General features: G+C 37.9%; 16 protein-coding genes and 1 pseudogene. 9 read left to right on the forward strand and 8 right to left on the reverse strand.

Going from position 1 to position 18755, the window contains the following annotated elements; translation table 11 throughout:
* Positions 1-17 precede the first annotated feature (17 nt).
* Positions 18-149, reverse strand: coding sequence for a hypothetical protein (locus ACFVSW_RS23980; protein ID WP_387319139.1), 132 nt, complete (start codon positions 147-149; stop codon positions 18-20).
* A gap of 61 nt (positions 150-210) precedes the next feature.
* On the opposite strand from ACFVSW_RS23980, the gene ACFVSW_RS23985 reads away from it, so the two are divergent.
* Positions 211-414, forward strand: a complete 204-nt coding sequence (locus ACFVSW_RS23985) for a cold-inducible protein YdjO-related protein (protein ID WP_024029740.1) — start codon at positions 211-213, stop codon at positions 412-414.
* Positions 415-486: 72 nt separating this feature from the next.
* On the opposite strand, the gene ACFVSW_RS23990 is transcribed toward ACFVSW_RS23985, so the two are convergent.
* Together ACFVSW_RS23990 and yhfH are read right to left on the reverse strand one after the other, a co-directional pair.
* Positions 487-672, reverse strand: coding sequence for a hypothetical protein (locus ACFVSW_RS23990; protein ID WP_387319141.1), 186 nt, complete (start codon positions 670-672; stop codon positions 487-489).
* 120 nt (positions 673-792) lie between these two features.
* Positions 793-930, reverse strand: coding sequence for a protein YhfH (gene yhfH, locus ACFVSW_RS23995; protein WP_007086707.1), 138 nt, complete (start codon positions 928-930; stop codon positions 793-795).
* Positions 931-1209: 279 nt separating this feature from the next.
* Here yhfH and ACFVSW_RS24000 point away from each other — a divergent pair, with 279 nt between their 5' ends.
* From ACFVSW_RS24000 to ACFVSW_RS28085, 4 genes and pseudogenes are all read left to right on the forward strand, one after another.
* Entirely contained in the window at positions 1210-3363 is a 2154-nt protein-coding gene (locus tag ACFVSW_RS24000; RefSeq protein WP_387319142.1) for a PAS domain S-box protein, read from the forward strand.
* A gap of 131 nt (positions 3364-3494) precedes the next feature.
* On the forward strand, positions 3495-5567 hold the full coding sequence (gene fdhF, locus ACFVSW_RS24005) for a formate dehydrogenase subunit alpha (RefSeq protein ID WP_387319143.1): 2073 nt from the start codon (positions 3495-3497) through the stop codon (positions 5565-5567).
* A 190-nt stretch (positions 5568-5757) separates the two neighbouring features.
* A complete protein-coding gene (locus tag ACFVSW_RS24010; protein WP_387319144.1) occupies positions 5758-6249 on the forward strand; it encodes a LysM peptidoglycan-binding domain-containing protein in 492 nt (163 codons plus the stop codon).
* Between the two features lie 47 nt (positions 6250-6296).
* Positions 6297-6587 (forward strand): annotated as a pseudogene (locus ACFVSW_RS28085) (3D domain-containing protein); the annotation flags it as partial.
* Between the two features lie 47 nt (positions 6588-6634).
* Here ACFVSW_RS28085 and ACFVSW_RS24020 read toward each other — a convergent pair.
* Positions 6635-7933: an MFS transporter gene (locus ACFVSW_RS24020; RefSeq protein WP_387319145.1), complete on the reverse strand. Its 1299-nt coding sequence runs from the start codon at positions 7931-7933 to the stop codon at positions 6635-6637.
* Between the two features lie 213 nt (positions 7934-8146).
* Positions 8147-9652 carry a nitrate/nitrite transporter gene (locus tag ACFVSW_RS24025; protein ID WP_387319146.1) on the reverse strand — a complete coding sequence of 502 codons (1506 nt, stop codon included), beginning with the start codon at positions 9650-9652 and terminating at the stop codon, positions 8147-8149.
* A gap of 315 nt (positions 9653-9967) precedes the next feature.
* On the opposite strand from ACFVSW_RS24025, the gene ACFVSW_RS24030 reads away from it, so the two are divergent.
* Entirely contained in the window at positions 9968-10621 is a 654-nt protein-coding gene (locus tag ACFVSW_RS24030; RefSeq protein WP_387319147.1) for a potassium channel family protein, read from the forward strand.
* A gap of 57 nt (positions 10622-10678) precedes the next feature.
* On the opposite strand, the gene ACFVSW_RS24035 is transcribed toward ACFVSW_RS24030, so the two are convergent.
* Together ACFVSW_RS24035 and ACFVSW_RS24040 are read right to left on the reverse strand one after the other, a co-directional pair.
* The gene (locus ACFVSW_RS24035; RefSeq protein WP_387319148.1) at positions 10679-10837 is read right to left on the reverse strand and encodes a hypothetical protein; all 159 of its coding nucleotides are present in this window, start codon (positions 10835-10837) and stop codon (positions 10679-10681) included.
* Positions 10838-10951: 114 nt separating this feature from the next.
* Positions 10952-11140 carry a hypothetical protein gene (locus ACFVSW_RS24040; RefSeq protein WP_387319149.1) on the reverse strand — a complete coding sequence of 63 codons (189 nt, stop codon included), beginning with the start codon at positions 11138-11140 and terminating at the stop codon, positions 10952-10954.
* 424 nt (positions 11141-11564) lie between these two features.
* Here ACFVSW_RS24040 and ltaS point away from each other — a divergent pair, with 424 nt between their 5' ends.
* Both ltaS and ACFVSW_RS24050 read left to right on the forward strand, forming a co-directional pair.
* Complete coding sequence (gene ltaS / locus ACFVSW_RS24045) at positions 11565-13523, forward strand: lipoteichoic acid synthase (RefSeq protein ID WP_387319150.1); 1959 nt, start codon at positions 11565-11567, stop codon at positions 13521-13523.
* Between the two features lie 52 nt (positions 13524-13575).
* Positions 13576-14487 (forward strand): thermonuclease family protein, encoded by a 912-nt coding sequence (locus ACFVSW_RS24050; RefSeq protein ID WP_387319151.1) that lies wholly within the window; start codon positions 13576-13578, stop codon positions 14485-14487.
* Positions 14488-14529: 42 nt separating this feature from the next.
* Here ACFVSW_RS24050 and ACFVSW_RS24055 read toward each other — a convergent pair whose 3' ends face one another.
* Entirely contained in the window at positions 14530-15006 is a 477-nt protein-coding gene (locus ACFVSW_RS24055; RefSeq protein WP_387319152.1) for a hypothetical protein, read from the reverse strand.
* 216 nt (positions 15007-15222) lie between these two features.
* Between ACFVSW_RS24055 and ACFVSW_RS24060 the strand changes: the two genes are divergently transcribed.
* Positions 15223-18666, forward strand: a complete 3444-nt coding sequence (locus ACFVSW_RS24060) for a hypothetical protein (protein WP_387319153.1) — start codon at positions 15223-15225, stop codon at positions 18664-18666.
* Positions 18667-18755: the final 89 nt, after the last annotated feature.

The following is an 18755-nucleotide window of genomic DNA, read 5'->3' on the forward strand; positions in this document are numbered from 1 at the left end:
AGAAGTTCCAGCTTTTTTTATTTCTGTTTCATATATTGTTTTGCAAGCAACTCTTTTACTTCATTATAGCTTAAACCAGACTGGCTATTTAGCTGTTTGACCTCTTCAATGTCAGTTCCTACAACGGTATATCTTTTTTGACTTTTCATTTTATAATTCCTCCAAAGTTAAAATGTTTTCCGAAATGAAAAGGGACTTTTTGGACATACTATGAAAAAGGAGGCGGTTCTCATTTTTTATGGTAAACGTAAAGAAGAAGAAATTGAAGTAATAATGGTGGATACTGAAATTTATTCGTGTATGGACCATTCATGTATCGGGTGGATGAGAAAGGATTTTGTTGCAGATGACTTACTTTGCCCGATGTGCGGCAATGAAATGACGCATGAAATAAGAGAGCTTCCGAAAATTTAATAACGGGATAATGCAGAAGACTGTCACAGGAAATTGGACAGTCTTTTTTTATTTCCCGTAGGAACCAAACTACTAAAGATTTTCGTTCTGTTGCCCAATTTCATCGCCTGCAATTATGGTATTCGCTTCTTCAAGGTATTTATGTTCATCCACTGAATCCCCGGCAATATTTTTTAAATTAGGAAAAATAGCGCCATTATTTATCGTCATTTGAGGTTCTCTTGGAGCCGTTGTTAAATAATCTTCCTTTTTCGCCATTCCCATCATCTCCTTAATTAAAGTTTTTGTTTCCAAAGCAAAGATTATCCCTGCCTAATCCTATCCAAAACGGAAATAACATGAAAAAACTCTCCATTACCTGGAGAGAATTTTCAAATCCTATTCTTCTCGTTTTGATAAACAGCGATCGCATTCCATTAAATAGCTTTCTGCTTGTTCCTCCATGATGTGTTGACCACATTCTGGACATTCCTTCTTTGGCAAGTTTCTGAAAAATTCAACCGGACTCATTAACATAATAAAATCCCCCTTTGTTAATACAGTTTATTTTAATCACGCTTGTTATAGTACAGTATAAACAAAAAAAGCGAAAATGTGTAGACTGTTTTTTAAAAAATCCAAATAATTTTAAAAAATAAGTCTTTTATCACAAAAACCGATAAGGGTGATTTAAATGAATATATTTTTTAGTTTTATAGTAAATTTGCCTTTCCTATTGATTTTATACTTCCATAACATACTCCTTTACATTACAATCATAGTAGAAACAGATTTGAAAATGGGGGATGCTGGATAATGAATGCATTGTTAGGAGCTTTTCATCCTTATTTTATTATCATTGCTATCGGGTTAACCATCATGGCATCGTATACAGCATTAGACATGTTTACCTTAATTAGAACATCCGACCAAAATAAACGGCTATTGTTTCTTGGTGGTACATTCTCAATGGGAATTGGAATATGGGTAATGAATTTTATGGGATTGATATCAGCCGATACAAACCGATTTGCCAGCTATCACATACCACTAACGATTCTTTCCATTTTTATTGGTGTGGCTTTTACAGGAATGGCTTTCCTTCCGTTTTATGGTAAAGTGATTCGATTTTACCATTTACTCGGCGGCAGTTTATTTTTAACGTTTGCCGTTATTGCGATTCAAGTAATTGGACTTTATGCGATGAACTTAAATGTAACCTACAATATACCATTATTTACTTTTTCGGGGTTGTTAATCGCCGGATCATTTTTATTTTCTTTATGGATTCTATTTTCTTCAAAAAGCTACAATCAAAGTCATCAGGTTTGGTTAAAACCTATTAGTGCCATTATCATGTCAGCTGCAATCGCCGAAGGACATTTCTTGTTAAAAAGGGCAACAGTTACGACAAGTGAGCTATTACAAGAGTCAAACACCGAAAGTCCGTTCTTTATTTATTTGGTCCTATTTATTTCAGTATTAATTATTGGTGGACTCATTGTCTCAAGTACATTAATTAGTAAGCAGTTAGCAGCGACAGATACAAATTTAAAAGACATTAAGGCAGCGCTTGATGCGTCAACAATTGTTGCCATTACAGATCCAAGTGGAATAATCGTGTATGTTAATGATAAATTCGAAGAGATTTCAAAGTATAAACAAGAAGAAATTATCGGAATGAATCATCGCATTTTAAATTCAGGCTATCATTCAAAGGAATTCTTTAAAAATCTATGGACAACAATCCAATCGGGAAAGATTTGGCGCGGAGAAATCCGTAATAAAGCAAAGGATGGCTCATTTTATTGGGTTGATACCACGATTGTTCCTTTTTTGAATAAAAAAGGGAAACCAATCCAATATATTGCGATTCGGTCAGATATCTCTGACCGAAAAAGGGCAGAGGAGCACCTAAAGGAAACAATTAAAGATAATATTGATATTAAATTTGCCCTTGATCAATCCTCGATAGTAGCCTTTACGGATGCAAGAGGAAAGATTACCAGTGTTAACGATAAGTTCTGTGAAATTTCCAAGTATAGTCGTGAAGAAATACTGGGAAGGGACCATAATATCCTCAATTCAAATTACCACTCAAAAGACTTTTTCAAAAACCTCTGGAAAACGATTGGTGAGGGAAATGTGTGGAAAGGAGAAATTAGAAATAAGGCAAAGGATGGGACGTATTATTGGGTGGACACAACAATTGTTCCCTTTTTAAATGAACAAGGAAGGCCGTACCAATATTTAGCCATCCGTAATGACATTACGGAGCGGAAAAAAACAGAGGAGGTCCTGCACCGCCAGGATAAGCTTGCCGCCGTTGGACAATTGGCAGCAGGTGTCGCCCATGAAATCCGCAATCCGCTTACTTCAATGAAAGGTTATACGGAATTCTTACAGCTTGATGAAAAAGACCCGGAGCGGCAGGAGTTTTTGAACATCATTCTTGACGAAATTGAGCGCGTTAATACGATTGTTGAGGACTTTATGGTATTAGCCAAACCAAAGGCAGTCGAATTAGAAGAAAAGAATGTCGTTCCTGTGATTCAAACAGTTGTTTCTCTACTTGAATTTGAAGCGCGTAAGAAGAATGTGCGCTTGTCATTTGACTGTACCCACGAAATTATCCAAATTGAATGTGATGAAAACCGCTTAAAGCAGGTCTTTCTCAATTTCATTAAAAACGGAATTGAAGCAATGCCAAATGGCGGGGACCTGCACGTTAAAACATTTATCCAGGATAATAATGTGCAAATCTCGATTCAGGATTCAGGGGTTGGGATACCGAAGGAAAAATTGAAAAAGCTCGGAGAACCGTTTTTCACCACCAAGAAGAACGGGAATGGTTTAGGATTAATGGTTAGCTTTAAGATTATCGAAAGCCATAATGGTAAAGTATTTGTTGAAAGTGAGCCAAACAAAGGCACAACCTTTAATATATTACTGCCGGCAAAAATTGCTTAAAAACGAGTGGATTCCTCTCGTTTTTTTTATTACATTTATATCCTTTTGAAAAAAGACAAAATATTTTCGAAAAAGGAATCTACAAATGAAATAAATAGATTAATATGGTTATATAGGTTTAAAAATATTTAATGGGAGGGAACAAAGTGGCTGAAGCAAATTTTGTGAAAACAATCTGCGGATACTGTGGTACTGGATGCGGCTTAGTCCTGGAAGTCCAGGATAATAAAATTATGAAAATCCGCGGGGATAAAGAAGCACCAGTGAACAAAGGACAAACCTGTGTAAAGGGTGCATTTGCCTATGAATATGTTCATGCGAAAAATAGATTAACATCACCACTAATCAGGTCAGCCGGTCAGCTTGTAGAAACCACATGGGAAGAAGCCTATCAATTCATCGCCAATAAATTAACGGCAGTCAAAACAACATGGGGTTCAAACGCGATAAGTATGTTCGCTTGTGCTAGATCCACAAACGAATCTAATTTTATTACGCAAAAATTTATGAGAACGGTCATCCACAGCAATAACATTGATGGTTGTAACCGAACGTGACATGCTCCTAGCGTTGCCGGTCTGGCAACTGTTTTTGGAAGCGGTTTCCCTACTAATACACTTGAAGATTTTGACAAGGCAGAAGTATTACTTCTTATGGGTTCGAATACGACAGAGTCACACCCAATCATTGCCAATCGGATGAAAAAGGCTGCGAAAGCTGGTTTGAAAATAATTGTCATTGATCCAAGAAAGATTGATATGGTAAAAGTGGCACATCGCCATTTACAAATCAATGTCGGTTCAGATATTGCCCTAATTAATGCTTTTATACGCGTCATCTTGAAGGAAGGCCTATACAAACCGGAATTTATTGAGCAATTTACAATCGATTTCGATAAATTAGCAAAACAAGTTGAGCCATATACGCCGGAATTAGCAGCAACAATAACCGGTTTAAAGGCGGAAGATATTATTGCAACTGCAAGGGAATATGCGAATTCAAGCAGTTCCATGATAGCGTATACACTTGGGATTACTGAGCACCATTGTGGTGTGAACAATGTATTTGATATCGCTAATTTAGCGTTGCTAACGGGTAACATTGGGAAGGAAGGAACTGGCATCATGCCGCTAAGGGGACAAAATAATGTCCAGGGCGCAGGTGATATGGGCTGTTTGCCAAACCAATTGGCAGGAGCTATGAGCTTAGCAAATGAAGAGTTCCGGGCTCGTTACGAAAAGGTTTGGAAGGTTGAACTGAATCCACAAGCAGGGGACACGCAAACCCGCACGTTTGATCGCTTAGAAATGGGCGAGTTAAAAGCTCTTTATATTATTGGTGAAAATCCGCTGCTTGCCGATGTTAATATGAATCATACGAAAAAATTATTTGAAAAGCTTGATTTATTAATCGTCCAGGATATTTTCATGACGGAAACAGCGAGGATGGCCGATGTTGTACTGCCTGCCCGTTCATGGGGAGAGGTGGAAGGAACCTATACCAATACGGATCGCAGAATCCAACGGGTTCGTAAAGCAATTGATGCCCATCCTAATACAAAAGAAGACTGGGAAATCCTTTGTGATCTTTCTACAATGATGGGCTATCCGATGCACTATCATAATAGTGAGGAAATCTGGGATGAGGTTAGAAAACTTGCCTGGGAGATGTATGGCGGCATATCGTATGAACGACTTGAAAAAGAATATAGCATCCATTACCCATGCCCTGATGAAAGCCACCCTGGAACATTTATTATGCATGAACGGTTCCATAACGAGCAGCCAGTGGAGAAAAAATCTCCATTTGTCCCAGTGGATTATACGGAACCATTAGAATTGCCTGACGCGGAATATCCGTTTACATTAACAACAGGGCGAAGGTATGAATCATATAATACCCATACACAGACCCGCCACTATGCAGCTGGTGTCAAGGTGAAACAAACTGAGGAAACCGTCGATATCCATCCAGAAGATGCAGCTGTATTAGGAATTACGAACGGAGATGTAGTACAGGTTCGTTCACGAAGAGGGAAGCTTGAGGTGAAGGTCAAGGTTACAGAACAAGTGGTGCCTGGTCTTGTCTTTATGAGTTTCCATTGGAGTGAAACGCCTACGAATGTGTTAACCTTAAATGAATATGATCCTATTTCCGGGACTGCCGAGTACAAAGCCTGTGCAGTTGCGATTTCGAGGGTATAAAGAATCTAAAGAATAGTGCGGGAGGAAAATTCCGCACTATTCTTTTTGTTCAGGGATTTGGTTGTTAAGAAATATTATTGTAATATAATTGCCATTCTTGTAAACGAATTAACATCCCCCTGTTCTTTGTTTCAGAAAAATCCATGATATCATTGCTACAGTTAGCTGCGAAATCATGGGAGGTAAAGAAATGATTAAAAAAATTAAAGCATTTATTGCTGTAGCTGCACTCTCAGGAACAGTAGGTGCTAATGTACAAGCTGCAGAGGTAACAGTGGAAAAAGGGGATACCCTTTGGGGTCTTTCTCAAGAACATCATACTTCAGTGGAAAATATTCAAAAATGGAATCATCTTTCGACAGCGCTTATTCATCCGGGAGATGTTTTAACTATTGCAACTGAAAAACACTATACGGTCCAACAGAAAGATACTTTATGGGGTGTGGCCGTGAAATATGATGTGTCAGTTAATCAAATTAAAGAATGGAATAAATTAAATACAGACCTGATTCATCCAGGATTAATACTTGTCATTTATGATGAAATTCCTAATAATGTTAAAAATGTGGAGCCAGCACAAGTATCCAAACAAAACAATACGAAGCAAAGTGAAACTGGCCGTGTTGAAACTTCTTCGCACAAGCCGCGACAGGGACAAGTGAAAGTGAAAAAACTGCAGTAAAAGCAGCTGACAGCGTTAAGGAAACTACCACGAGTAATAACACATCAAAGGAAATTACTGTAAAAGCAACAGCTTATACAGCTTACTGTGAAGGTTGTTCCGGCACCACAGCAACTGGTGTTGATTTAATTGCTAATCCAGATGCCAAGGTCATTGCTGTTGACCCATCTGTCATACCGTTAGGAAGTAAAGTATATGTCGAAGGGTACGGTGCTGCTATCGCCGCAGATATAGGCGGAGCGATTAAAGGCAATCGAATTGATGTGTTTCTTCCTGATAAACAAGACGCTTTAAATTGGGGTAATAAAAACGTGACTGTAAAAATATTAAATAACTAATCAAAAAACCTGCCTAAAATTTTTAGGCAGGTTTTTTGATTAAACTTTTACGCTTGTTTTGCTACTGTTCTGGCAGCTGTTGCTTTTCGTTGGTAGAAGAACCAGTTAAGTCCAAAAGCAATTACATAGAATCCGATAAAGAAGTAAAATGCGGTAACCGGTGTACCGGTTGTTTTAACAGACCATCCGAAAAGCTTTGGAATGAAGAAGGAACCGTATGCCGCGAATGCTGCTGAAAATCCAATTACAGGTGCTGCTTCTTTTGGAATAAAGATATTTGGAATCATTTGGAATGTTGAACCAGAGCCGATTCCAGATGCAAGGAAAAGGACTAAGAAAGCAATTAAGAATCCGGCGAATTGTTTACCATTTAAGAAATATATAACCCCAGCTGCTCCAATTCCCATGACCACTAAAACATATGCTGTTACCCTTGCACCGCCTAGTTTGTCTGCCATCCAACCGCCGACTGGTCTTGCCGCAGCTGCCAATAAGGCGCCAAGGAAGGCGAGTGAGATGTATTCAGGAAATTGAGATTTTAATAACAGCGGGAATGCCGCAGAATAGCCAATGAATGATCCAAAGGTTGCCACATAAAGGGCAGTCATAATCCAAGTGTGCTTTCGTTTCACAATCACGAATTGATCTGCTACAGTTTGTTTTGCTCCGGGAACATTATCCATCTTAAACATTGCAAGGAGCGTCATAATGACGATCGGAATGACCCAAATAAATGCCGCGTTTTGTAAATATACCGCCTGACCGTTTGCTAATACTTGTTTGCCGCCAACTAGTGCGAAAGTTCCTGAAGTAATAATTAATGGTGTAACGAATTGGACAACAGATACACCCATATTTCCTAAACCGCCGTTAATTCCTAAGGCTGTTCCTTTTTCCTTCTTTGGAAAGAAAAAGCTAATATTGGCTGAAGATGATGAAAAGTTACCGCCGCCAAGACCACAAAGTGCTGCCAGCAAAAGCATAATAGTGAATGGCGTTTCTGGATTTTGAACGGCAAAACCGATTCCGATTGCTGGAATTGCTAAAACCGCTGTCGAGATAACTGTCCAGTTTTTACCGCCGATAGAGCCGACAGCGAAGGTATACACAAAGCGAAGTGTTGCCCCGACAAGACCTGGTACTGCTGCTAGTGTGAATAGTTGTTCATCAGTAAAATGAAAACCAATATCGTTAAGCCTGATTGCAACTACTGACCAAATTTGCCAAACGATAAATGCGAGCATTAAAGATGGAACTGAAATCCATAGATTCCTTCTTGCATGTTTTTTTCCTTCTGCGTTCCAGAACTTTTCATCTTCTGGATTCCAATAATTAATTCGAGCCATGATTGTTTCCCCCTATATTGTTTTTTTTAAAGTTTCAAAGCAGCTATTGTTTATGTTGTTACTATAAACCACATGTTAACATGATATTTGTGACGTACATCACAAAAGTAGTGAAGGATTTGTGAACTCAAATTAATTGACAAAAAGTTGTAATATTTATCACTTAATCAATAAAAAAGAGACCTTCCTTTTTGGAAGCTCTCTCGTTTCATTTTAAATTTTCTTAGATTTTTCGTCTTCTTCGTTAAACATGCCAATATAATTTTTAGTTTCTCCGGCGTCATCTTTAATGGCCGTAATCGTTAACCATTCTTTATATATTTCATTATTTTTGCGTTTATTCCAAATGTATCCTTCCCACACTCCTGTTGATTTTAAGCTATCCCACATTACTTTATAAAAATCATTGTTATGTTCCCCGGATTGAAGGACACTTGGTGTTTTTCCGACTACTTCCTCTTGGCTAAACCCGGTTATTTTTGTGAATGCCGGGTTGACGCTTTGAATGATCCCATTGACATCAGTAACACAAATGCCGTCAACAGCATGGTTGACAATCTTTGCGGAAATATCTAGCTTATCTTGATAGTAAAGCCAAACAACGATGACAAGGCTCGCAAGTGAGAATTCAGACAGAGACATAAACCCAATCGCATAATGTCCAGTCCAATTAAAGAGTATTGTTAGAATGATTGGCGGGAAAAAACCGCCAAGACCACCCATTGCTGCTACAATCCCATTGACAATCCCTGCTTGTTTTGAAAAATATAATGGAACTAACTTAAAGATGGCTCCATTTCCAATCCCTGCGAAGAAGGCAACTAGTAAACAGCCGAATGAATATATTGGCAGCGATGGTGTGAACGATAGCAGGAATCCTGCAAAGGTAAGGCTGAAAAACACTGCCATAAGGATAAGAAAGGGATTGATTTTATCGCCAAGCCATCCCCCTACTGGTCTAAAGAAAGTAGCTAGGGCAATGAAACCCGCTGTTCGTAAGCCGGCATCGACCTTATCTAAATCAAAATGATTCACTAAAAATGAAGGCAGATAAATGGTGAAAGCTACGAATGAGCCAAATGTGATGAAATAAAATAAGCTTAAAAACCAGAGCTTAGGATTTTTATAAACCTGTTTAAAGCTCGTTGAAAAGGAATTATTTACTTTATGTTCTTTTTTGTCTCCAAATAGGAAATTCATTATAGCAAAAATTAGAACAATAATTAAAAAAATCTTTATCGTCGTTCTCCATCCAAAGGAACTAGCGAGAATAGGTGCCGAAAAGGAAGTAATGGCTGTTCCGATATTACCTGCACCATAAATTCCATTGATAAAACCGTGTTTAGCTTTCGGATAATATTTCGGCAAGGATGTAACGCCGATGGAAAAGACTGCTCCTCCTATACCTAGCATAAATCCGCCTAATATCAGCATAAAAATCGAATTTGCATAACTGAGAATGGCAATTGGCAGAAGCAAAATAATAAAACTAATCGTAAATAAAATTCTTGCACCATAGCGATTGGCCCAAAACCCAATTGGAATCCGGAGCAGTGAGCCGAGGATGACAGGCACTGCCGTGGCCCAGGCAATTTGTGTTGAAGAAAGGTTAATATCCTCTTTAATAAAAGGCATTAGTGAAGAAATTAGTACCCAGACCATAAAGCCAGCAACAAGGCTTCCTGTTTGAATAAAAAGCTGTTTTGTTCCTTGATTCATTTTCATCCCCCTCAATTCCAGTTGGGTGGTATATTTTTCCTATACTGGCATTTCCCATTATATTATGAATGTTAACAAAAGGGGAAATAGACGTAAAGAAAAAAGGAATTGTTGAACAAAAAATCCTTCATACATAAGGTTGCTTTGGGAAAAGTAGAATAGACAATTAATTATCTTTACAATGTTTGCCGGCAGGGTCGGACCATTAACTATTGCCTATGCCTTATCCATTCGTAAAAATCCAGATTCATTCCGATACCTAAAGGGTAAAATCATGATAGGGCAGTTTTAACATCAAGGGGGCTCGAAGAAAATATGGCTAACCAATACGCAGTAATTGGTTTAGGTAGATTTGGGCTAAGTATTGCCAATAAGTTATTTGAATCTGGCCAAGAAGTACTTGGAGTGGATGTAAATGAGGAGCGGGTGGAGGATTCCCATCCGTATGCAACTCATTCGATTATTGCAGATTCGACAGATGCTGATGCATTAAAATCGATAGGGATTCGAAATTTTGATACCGTCATTGTGGCAATAGGAAATGATATCCAAGCGAGTATTCTTAGCGTTTTGCTATTAAAGGAGCTAGGGGTTAAAAAGGTGATTGCCAAGGCACTAAACAAGCTTCATGGCCAAGTTTTAAAAAAAGTAGGGGCGGACTGGGTTGTTTTTCCGGAGCGGGATATGGGAATTCGGGTTGCCCATCAGCTCTTATCACCCAATGTTTTGAATTTTATTGAGATATCAAAGAATTATAGTGTGGAAGAAGTGAAAATTCCAGATCGGATGTTGAATAAAACCTTAAGAGAGCTTGACTTAAGGGCAAGGTATAATTTGAGTGTTATTGCAATTCGCCATGAAGACGAAATTAATATATCGCCTTCACCTGATAAGAAAATTGATTATGGGGACGTCCTTGTTGTGATAGGTGAGAATCGTGATCTCGAACGATTTGCCAATCTCAAATAACTTAGGAAATAATAAATGAAATAAACAAAATTAAAGGCAGGATAAGCTTCCTGCCTTTTACATATCTTCGTTTTCTTTATCGACATCACTAGGCTGCGGCTGTTCTTGCGAGACAATACTCCCAAGGACCTCTCTGTTATGACTACTAGCATCTTTTCCTGCGCCCGGTGCGATATTCGCCATTGGCAGCTGTTCTAATTCTTTTCCTCTAGGCATTTTCCACACCTCCTTTTTCTTACCTTATCCAATTCGATGGACTTCAATTCATTTGAAGGCTGGTGGTAATGGTAATCGTTCGTAATCGCTTTCTTCTATTATATATATTCCATGCTAATGATCATAAGGATAATCAATTTGAACTCCATTCAAGGACCCAGGATCATCTAGGTCTTCAAGGCTGTTTAGATAATTTTCCAACTCTAATTGCAGTTCTTTTGGTGCTCCGTCCTTTAAATGCCAATTTCCAGGCTCATCAACAAAATACGGACTCTTTGTAAATTCAGGTCTAATTCTCGGCATACTTCATTCCCCTTTCAGCACCTTTTTCTTCATTGCGGTTATATTAACCAACAGTTATTACTATTATTAGCTTGTTCCATTTTTCTGTAAAAATAAGGCTAAATTCATATTGCATAGAAAAAGGTTCAGGTTTATGATAATTAGCAAATGAATATTAGGTGAAACTATTTTTTAATTTCATCGTCTTATATTAATGAAGATTGAAACGGACATGTCCATATGTGAGACCCGCACAGCTAAGTATGGAAAACTGTCATCATAAATTACCGTTTTAGTCGAATTAACTAGAATATTGACATAAATTATTGCTGTGCATAAGACAAATAATGGCATGATTTATGTTTTTATTTTTTATGAAAATGTGATATAGTAGTTGAGGTTCGTTTACCGAAGCTTAATTGGTAAGTGAGAGGAGAATATAGAAATGAATAAACTAAGATTGCCTAAAAAAATAAACAATAGCCATATTACATTTTTTGCAATTGCCGTAGTTTTATTTTGGCTAAAGACTTATGCGGCATATCAAATTGAATTTAAACTTGGAATTGATAATAGCCTGCAGAAATTTTTGTTATTAATTAACCCATTGAGCTCTGCGCTATTCTTTTTTGGAATCGCCCTGCTATTTAAGAAGCGTACAAAACTTGTCATGATTATCATAAATTTCTTTTTATCGTTCTTATTGTACGCAAATATAGCCTATTATCGTTTCTTTAATGATTTCATTACAGTACCTGTTTTAATGCAAACAAAGACCAATGCGGGTCAACTTGGAGATAGTGCACTATCCTTAATGTCGCCGCTTGATATTTTTTATTTTGCTGATTTCATTATATTAATTGCATTAGCATTAACCGTTTTTAAGAAGGTTACGGTAACGAACAGAAAATCATTTAAAATTGTGTTTTTGTTTGCCATCACCACATTTTTATTTAATCTAGGTTTAGCGGAGAAGGATCGTCCACAGTTACTGACCCGTTCCTTTGACCGAAATTACTTAGTTAAATATCTTGGTGCCTATAACTTTACGATTTATGATGTTATTCAAAATATTAAATCTTCGAGTCAGCGTGCTTTAGCTGATAGCAGTGATATTACCGATGTTGAGAACTATCGGAAAGCTAACTATGCAGCACCAAATCCAGAATACTTTGGTAAGGCAAAAGGGATGAACGTAATTTATATTTCAATGGAATCCTTCCAAAGCTTTATGATTGACTATAAATTGCCTAATGGCCAAGAAGCAACACCGTTTTTAAATTCCTTGGCTCATGATAATAACACCTTTTATTTTGAAAATTTTTACCATCAAACAGGACAAGGGAAAACATCAGATGCTGAATTCTTGATGGAAAACTCATTATATCCAATGGGCCAAGGTGCTGTATTCGTTAACAAAGCTCAGAACACCTTCCAAGCTGCACCGGCTATATTAAAAGGCCTTGGCTATAATTCCGCCGTCTTTCACGGTAATTACAAAACGTTCTGGAACCGTAACGTGATGTATAAGGCTTTAGGGTATGATCAATTTTTTGATGCTGATTATTATAGCATGTCAGAAGAAAATACAAAGAACTATGGTATGAAGGACAAACCATTCTTTAAAGAGTCAATGCCGTTGCTTGAAGGTTTGAAACAGCCTTTCTATACCAAGTTCATTTCATTATCGAACCATTTCCCATTTGCGATGGATCCGGGAGACACCGATTTCCCTGCAGGTGATTTTGGAGATACGGTGGTAAACCAATATTTCCAATCAGCCAATTACATGGATCAAGCATTTGAACAATTTTTTAACGATTTAAAAGCTAATGGTTTATATGATAATACTGTGATTGTCATGTACGGTGATCACTATGGTATATCCGAGAACCATAATGAAGCAATGGCAAAAGTGCTTGGTGTTGACGAAATTACACCTGATCTCAATGCGAAATTACAGCGCGTACCATTATTTATCCATGTTCCTGGTGTTAAAGGCGGCGTTCAGAAGCAAGTAGGTGGAGAAGTGGACGTACGCCCAACAGTTCTTCATTTATTAGGTGTTGATACAAAGGACTATATGGAGTTTGGTTCAGATCTATTATCTAAGGACCATCGAAATTGGGCTTTATTCCGAAATGGTGATTTTGTTTCTTCAGATGTCATTCAGATTAAAGATAAGTGCTACTCATCTGAGACAGGCGAATTACTGGAAAATGCTGAATCATGTAAGGATATTTCTGAAAAAGTGAATACTGAGCTCCAGATGTCCGATGAAATTGTCTATAAAGATTTGCTCCGTTTCTATAAACCTGATGGATATACACCGATTAATCCAAACGATTATGATTATCTAGCACCTAAAGGAAGCAAAGGGAGCAAAACATCTGATAATAATTAAGACAGAGAGAAGATTTATTCTTCTCTCTTTTTGATACAATAGGGGGCTTTATATGAAAAACAAAATTGTTCATGCACTATTATTTTTCTTGGTAATGGCTTCAATCCTTATTTCTGGCTGTGCCAGCAGTGATGTGACGAAAGAAACTACCACAAAGGATACACCACCACCACCAGCTGTTAGCTCTAATCAAAAAGAGAACGGGGAAAAAGATAAACAAACAGCACAGGAAACTATCACGCCTGCTATCGCAAAAAGCGGTGCGAAACTTATCGCGGGGACGATTGTTAGGAATATCGATGGCGATACTGTCGAAATCGAGATAAATGGTAAAGCGGAAAAGGTAAGAATGCTTTGTGTAGATACTCCCGAGACGCATCATCCACGGTTAGGAGTACAGCCATTCGGGCCTGAAGCATCCGATTACACGAAAAAGATTCTCGCTGTTGGGACAAAGGTTGAAATTGAACCTGGTATTGGAGAAGGCCGCGATAAGTATGGGCGTTTACTTGCCTACATTTATATCGATGGCAAAATGTTCAATGAAATGCTGTTAGAACAAGGTCTAGCCCGTGTCGCGTATATTTATGCCCCAAATACACAATATGTGGATGAATTTTATGCTATCCAAAAAGAAGCGCAGAAAAAGGGAATAGGTATTTGGTCGATTGAAAATTATGCTCAAGAAGATGGGTACAACACGGATGCAGCCAAAGGGACGCAAGAAAAAGATCCAAATTCAAAAACTTCAACTGGAACATCATCAGGGAACAGCTATCAAAATAACCCAAGTGATGATCAAGAAACAAATTTAAAATGTAAAGGGAAGATTAAGGGAAATGCCAATTCCCATATCTACCATGTTTCTGGTGGGTCTTATTACGAGTCTACCAAAGATAACATCGTTTGGTTTTGTTCAGAAAATGAGGCGGAAGATGCCGGTTATCGAAAATCAAAGAGATGAAAAAAAGGCAGTGCTGAATTTCCAGCACTGCCCTTTTTTCGACTATTTTCGATTAAAGCCCTCTTCCTGCAAAAACGCTTCAGCTTCTCCGTATGTATCAAAGCTGGCATCGAGGTTTAATCCAAAATAGATATTCCAGCTATCATTTTCATTTATTAGTATTAACTGATTGTTTTCAGCGTCAAACCAGCGCTCTTCTGTAGAATCGCCAATGATTGCTTCCTCAGATGCTGATTTTTCAATTGGTGACAAGCCTTGAATTGCTGATTTAAGTAACTGTCTGAGTTGTTCGGCGGAAATGTCGCGGATATTTACTAAACCCTTTTCGTCCGTTTCGTAGTTCCCAGACTTTCCAGCATAAACAAAGCCATTTCCATTTGGATGTAAATGATAAACAATATTTTTTTTATCGGAAATACTATTTGGGAATTGAAAATTTACGCGGCCGAGAGAGACATTCTTTCTTTCTAACTCCGGGAACGATTCGATAATGGCTAATTTCTCATTAAATGTAAGCATAATTTCCTCCATCTTTAAATATGAACATTCTTATATCATACAGATTTTACCCCCAAACATACAACTTTATTTTTTAATCGTGATTATTTTTAGAGAAAATATTGAAAATATTCCACAGTAGTGTAAAATTACACTATAGATGGAAAAACATACAGTTTTGCTTAATTAATGCAAGGAACTAAAAAACCATTAAAGGAATGAATGTGGGGAGATTTAATGGAGCCGAATAAAAGGGAAGAGAATAGACGGATTTTTAGGCAAGAGCTATTTACCTTGAGAGAAGAAGGTTACTTATCTGAGGATATCGTGGACTCAGTCGCTAAGGCGCACCGGCAGTACCATCTGGATTTAGTAGAGATAGAAGCGATTCCACTGCCAGCTGAAGCGAATGTACAAATCAAAAAGGCGGTGCCTTCAGAACCAAATGTTCAAATCAAAAAGGCAATGCCGTCAGAACCGCCAAAAGTGAAAAAAGCACTTACCCCGGAAGAGGTTCGTGAAAGGAACATTACGTGGTCGTTAAACATAGGGGTTATTTTTCTATTAATAGGCGGGTTATTCGTAGCTACAAGTAACTGGGAATCAATGACAAGTTACATGAAAAGCGGATCGATTGCATTTGTAGCACTGCTATTTTACGGAATTTCCTTGTTAACAAAGAAAGTATTGCATATCGATAAAACAGCCTTTGCCTTTATCGTTCTAGGAAGTTTATTTTTGCCGATTTTTATTCTTTCGCTTGGATGGTTTGGTCTTTTAGGCTCGTATTTAGCGATAAACGGAGAAGGGCGTTATCTGCTGGGGATGTTGGGCAGCTTTCTTCCAATGATTGTTTATATTCTTTTTGCCAAAAATTTAAACTCGAGACTATTTGTCTGGTTTACCTTTGTTTCCCTATCTGCGGGGATGGCCTTTTTATTGGCAGGGCTGCACCTAAAGGTTGATTTCTTTTACCTGGGAATGACAGTATTTAATGCGGCGCTTATTTTTGGCTATCTTCAAGTAAAACACAGGGAATTACTTAAATTATTTACAAAAGAATTTGTTCCGTATGTCCAGATTAATTTAGTCCTTAGTACACTTTTCATGCTTTTTTTATACAACAACGAGGTGCTATACAGTTTCAACCTTTTATTGACTGCGGTTATTTATTTATCGATGATGTATGTCAGCGGGCGGAAGGAATACCATTTTATATTTAGTGTTATGCTCGTTTATGGAGCCTATCAGCTAATCGAGCATAGCTTCCTTAATTATTTTGGCGAGGTTGTCTACGCTTTAATCGGATTTGGTGTAGTATTTGTTCCAAGGTCGATGAACGGAAGATTTTCTCTTGATAAGGTATTTCAATATACGAGTGCAGTAATCTCCGGTTTCGCCTTTATTTACATTAGTCTTGAAGGTATTCTGCTTCGAGCAGGCAATCCGTCGATTATCTTGATGCTGGCCTACTTTATCATTGCTGGTAACTTTATTTATTTATCCCATAGCAGTTCAAACCGTCTTTTTAATTATTTGAGTTCGGTTTTTGCCGCTTCTGGCATCTATGAGGCTATTCTTTTACTGGTCAAACCAATTTATAGTATAAACTTTTCACTTACATTGTCTTTGACTGGCTTTATCTTGTTTGTCGTGTTTGGGGTTGTACCATTAGCGAAATATTTAAGAATCCTTCAGAATAGCTCTAAGGACGTAGGAATCGCGATTATGACTTTTGCACTTTTGGCCGCGATATCGCTCTTTCAATGGTGGCAAGCTGGAGTTATTCTACTGCTCGTAACGATCGTTTCCTTTTTAGTCATTAAAAAAGAAACAAGGAGCTATTACAAGGAAGCTGCCTTATGGGTCTTACCAAGTGCCCTAGGTCTTTCAATTGCCGCTTTCGCTGAAGAAATGAATGTCAATTTCATTTATTACCGTGAAGAATTTGGTTACGCAATTAATTTTGCATCGGGGGCAATTCTCGTTCTATTGACGAGCTTTGTCTGGAAAAAAGCAGAAGAAAAAGAATTAGCGAGGATTTCATTCTTTGTATCCCAGGCATTATATACCTTTGCCATTTTCCATGCGCTATTAAGCCCAATCAATCGATTGTGGGTTCAACCCATCGTGTTATTAGCCGGAATTGGGATGTATTTCTATTTATATAAAAAGATTGGCACGAAATGGGTTCCATATCTTGTCAGTATTACAACTGTGTTAGCTTATTTTTCGTTGGTTGATGCTATTAAGATGAGGATTCCATTCAGCGGTACAGTAGATTCATTAATTGTCTCAGTAAGTGCGGTCATTCTTCTGTTTACGGCATTCCTTTGCAGGAAAAAAGATTCGGTCATAGCCGCTGCTTTTGCCTGGACAGGTCACAGTATATACCCAGCGGCGCTTGTGTTTACCTGGTTTGTCTATCATACTGATTCGATTTATAGTTTTATTTTGGCATTGCTTGCATATGGGATTAGTACAAAATTAGCGAATCGGGAATGGAAGATCAAAGTATTTCTTTATGGAGTTTTTACAACTTTATTTTTTGCTGTTTCAACAGGAATCGATTTTTTAAACATTCACTTTACCGGACTGTATGAATTTCCAATCACAAGTGTTCTTATTCTCCTGTTTGCACTTTTTGCCAAAGGAGAATTTAACAAACGGACAGCCTATTATTTAGTGCCATTTTCGATTATTGGAATTGGATCGATGCTATTGATTTATCCGTATTCCTGGCTGCCTTACGTTGTCACCGGTGGGTATGCTTCTATTCTTCTGTTCTATTTGCATAAAATTAAATGGGATTTATTGGGGATTATTCCCTTGTTCCTAGCTTTTATAGCAACCGTAGAATTCTCGTACCTAAGTGATATGGGTGCACTGCAAAAACTGCTTTTATCCGGCGGGTTAGGAACACTTATGGCACTAAACGGACAGATTGTGTATAAAAAGCTGTTTGAAACTGGACCGAAACTTGGGGATATAAAAATAGATGGATATACAGCAGTCTCCTTCTTGTATTTTTGGCTGATGTACTTTTTTGAGCATCCATCGATATGGATTAAAGCGCTCCCTGGTGTCCTGATTGCTGTTTCTTTTTGGATGCAGAGAAAGCGAGTTCCGGCTAATCTTTCGGTCTTTATGTCTATCCTTGGAGCTGCCTATTTATTACAGCCTTATTATTCGATTATTGCTAGGTTAAATATCCCGTCCCTGTGGGAAAGGGAAGTGCAAGTCCTTCCATTTGTTGTTTTGATTATTTTTATCAGAATCCTATTAAAAGGGCGATATTCGAATATAACGAAAGCAATTCAATGGGGAGTCCTCGTTTGCGTTTCACTTGTCTTAATTCAAGATGGGTTAGCGAGCAATACCATTTATGATGCGGTTATCATAGGATCACTCTCCTTGTTATCGATGTTGGCAGGGATGTTCCTGCAAATTAAATCATACTTCTTCGTAGGGGCCGGTGTGTTATTATTAAATGTTTTTCTGCAAACGAGACCATATTGGGGACACATGCCATGGTGGTTCTATTTATTAGTTGCGGGGCTAATTTTAATCACTGTTGCCAGCTTCAATGAATGGAATAAGCAAAAGACATTGAAGGGAGAATCAACCTTTATTACTAAAATAAAGGAAAAGGTAATTGGCAAAATAAAACAGTGGGATTAAGCAGCTTGAAATGTATGATTAACCATGGTATTATAGTGATAACTTAATGTTCGTCAAATGGAGGAGCCTGTCACTAAGGGGGAATTATG

Origin of the sequence: Neobacillus sp. NPDC058068, from assembly GCF_042885335.1 — a bacterium.
Taxonomy (GTDB): domain Bacteria; phylum Bacillota; class Bacilli; order Bacillales; family Cytobacillaceae; genus Neobacillus.

What these genes read in the sequence shown, in the direction of transcription:
- ACFVSW_RS23980 (WP_387319139.1), bottom strand. Translation starts at nt 149, where the DNA reads ATGAAAAGTCAAAAAAGATATACCGTTGTAGGAACTGACATTGAAGAG.
- yhfH (WP_007086707.1), bottom strand. Translation starts at nt 930, where the DNA reads ATGTTAATGAGTCCGGTTGAATTTTTCAGAAACTTGCCAAAGAAGGAA.
- ACFVSW_RS24000 (WP_387319142.1), top strand. Translation starts at nt 1,210, where the DNA reads ATGAATGCATTGTTAGGAGCTTTTCATCCTTATTTTATTATCATTGCT.
- ACFVSW_RS24025 (WP_387319146.1), bottom strand. Translation starts at nt 9,652, where the DNA reads ATGAATCAAGGAACAAAACAGCTTTTTATTCAAACAGGAAGCCTTGTT.
- ACFVSW_RS24010 (WP_387319144.1), top strand. Translation starts at nt 5,758, where the DNA reads ATGATTAAAAAAATTAAAGCATTTATTGCTGTAGCTGCACTCTCAGGA.
- ACFVSW_RS23990 (WP_387319141.1), bottom strand. Translation starts at nt 672, where the DNA reads ATGGCGAAAAAGGAAGATTATTTAACAACGGCTCCAAGAGAACCTCAA.
- ACFVSW_RS24030 (WP_387319147.1), top strand. Translation starts at nt 9,968, where the DNA reads ATGGCTAACCAATACGCAGTAATTGGTTTAGGTAGATTTGGGCTAAGT.
- ACFVSW_RS24035 (WP_387319148.1), bottom strand. Translation starts at nt 10,837, where the DNA reads ATGCCTAGAGGAAAAGAATTAGAACAGCTGCCAATGGCGAATATCGCA.
- ACFVSW_RS24055 (WP_387319152.1), bottom strand. Translation starts at nt 15,006, where the DNA reads ATGCTTACATTTAATGAGAAATTAGCCATTATCGAATCGTTCCCGGAG.
- ACFVSW_RS24060 (WP_387319153.1), top strand. Translation starts at nt 15,223, where the DNA reads ATGGAGCCGAATAAAAGGGAAGAGAATAGACGGATTTTTAGGCAAGAG.
- ACFVSW_RS24040 (WP_387319149.1), bottom strand. Translation starts at nt 11,140, where the DNA reads ATGCCGAGAATTAGACCTGAATTTACAAAGAGTCCGTATTTTGTTGAT.
- ACFVSW_RS23985 (WP_024029740.1), top strand. Translation starts at nt 211, where the DNA reads ATGAAAAAGGAGGCGGTTCTCATTTTTTATGGTAAACGTAAAGAAGAA.
- ACFVSW_RS24020 (WP_387319145.1), bottom strand. Translation starts at nt 7,933, where the DNA reads ATGGCTCGAATTAATTATTGGAATCCAGAAGATGAAAAGTTCTGGAAC.
- ACFVSW_RS24050 (WP_387319151.1), top strand. Translation starts at nt 13,576, where the DNA reads ATGAAAAACAAAATTGTTCATGCACTATTATTTTTCTTGGTAATGGCT.
- ltaS (WP_387319150.1), top strand. Translation starts at nt 11,565, where the DNA reads ATGAATAAACTAAGATTGCCTAAAAAAATAAACAATAGCCATATTACA.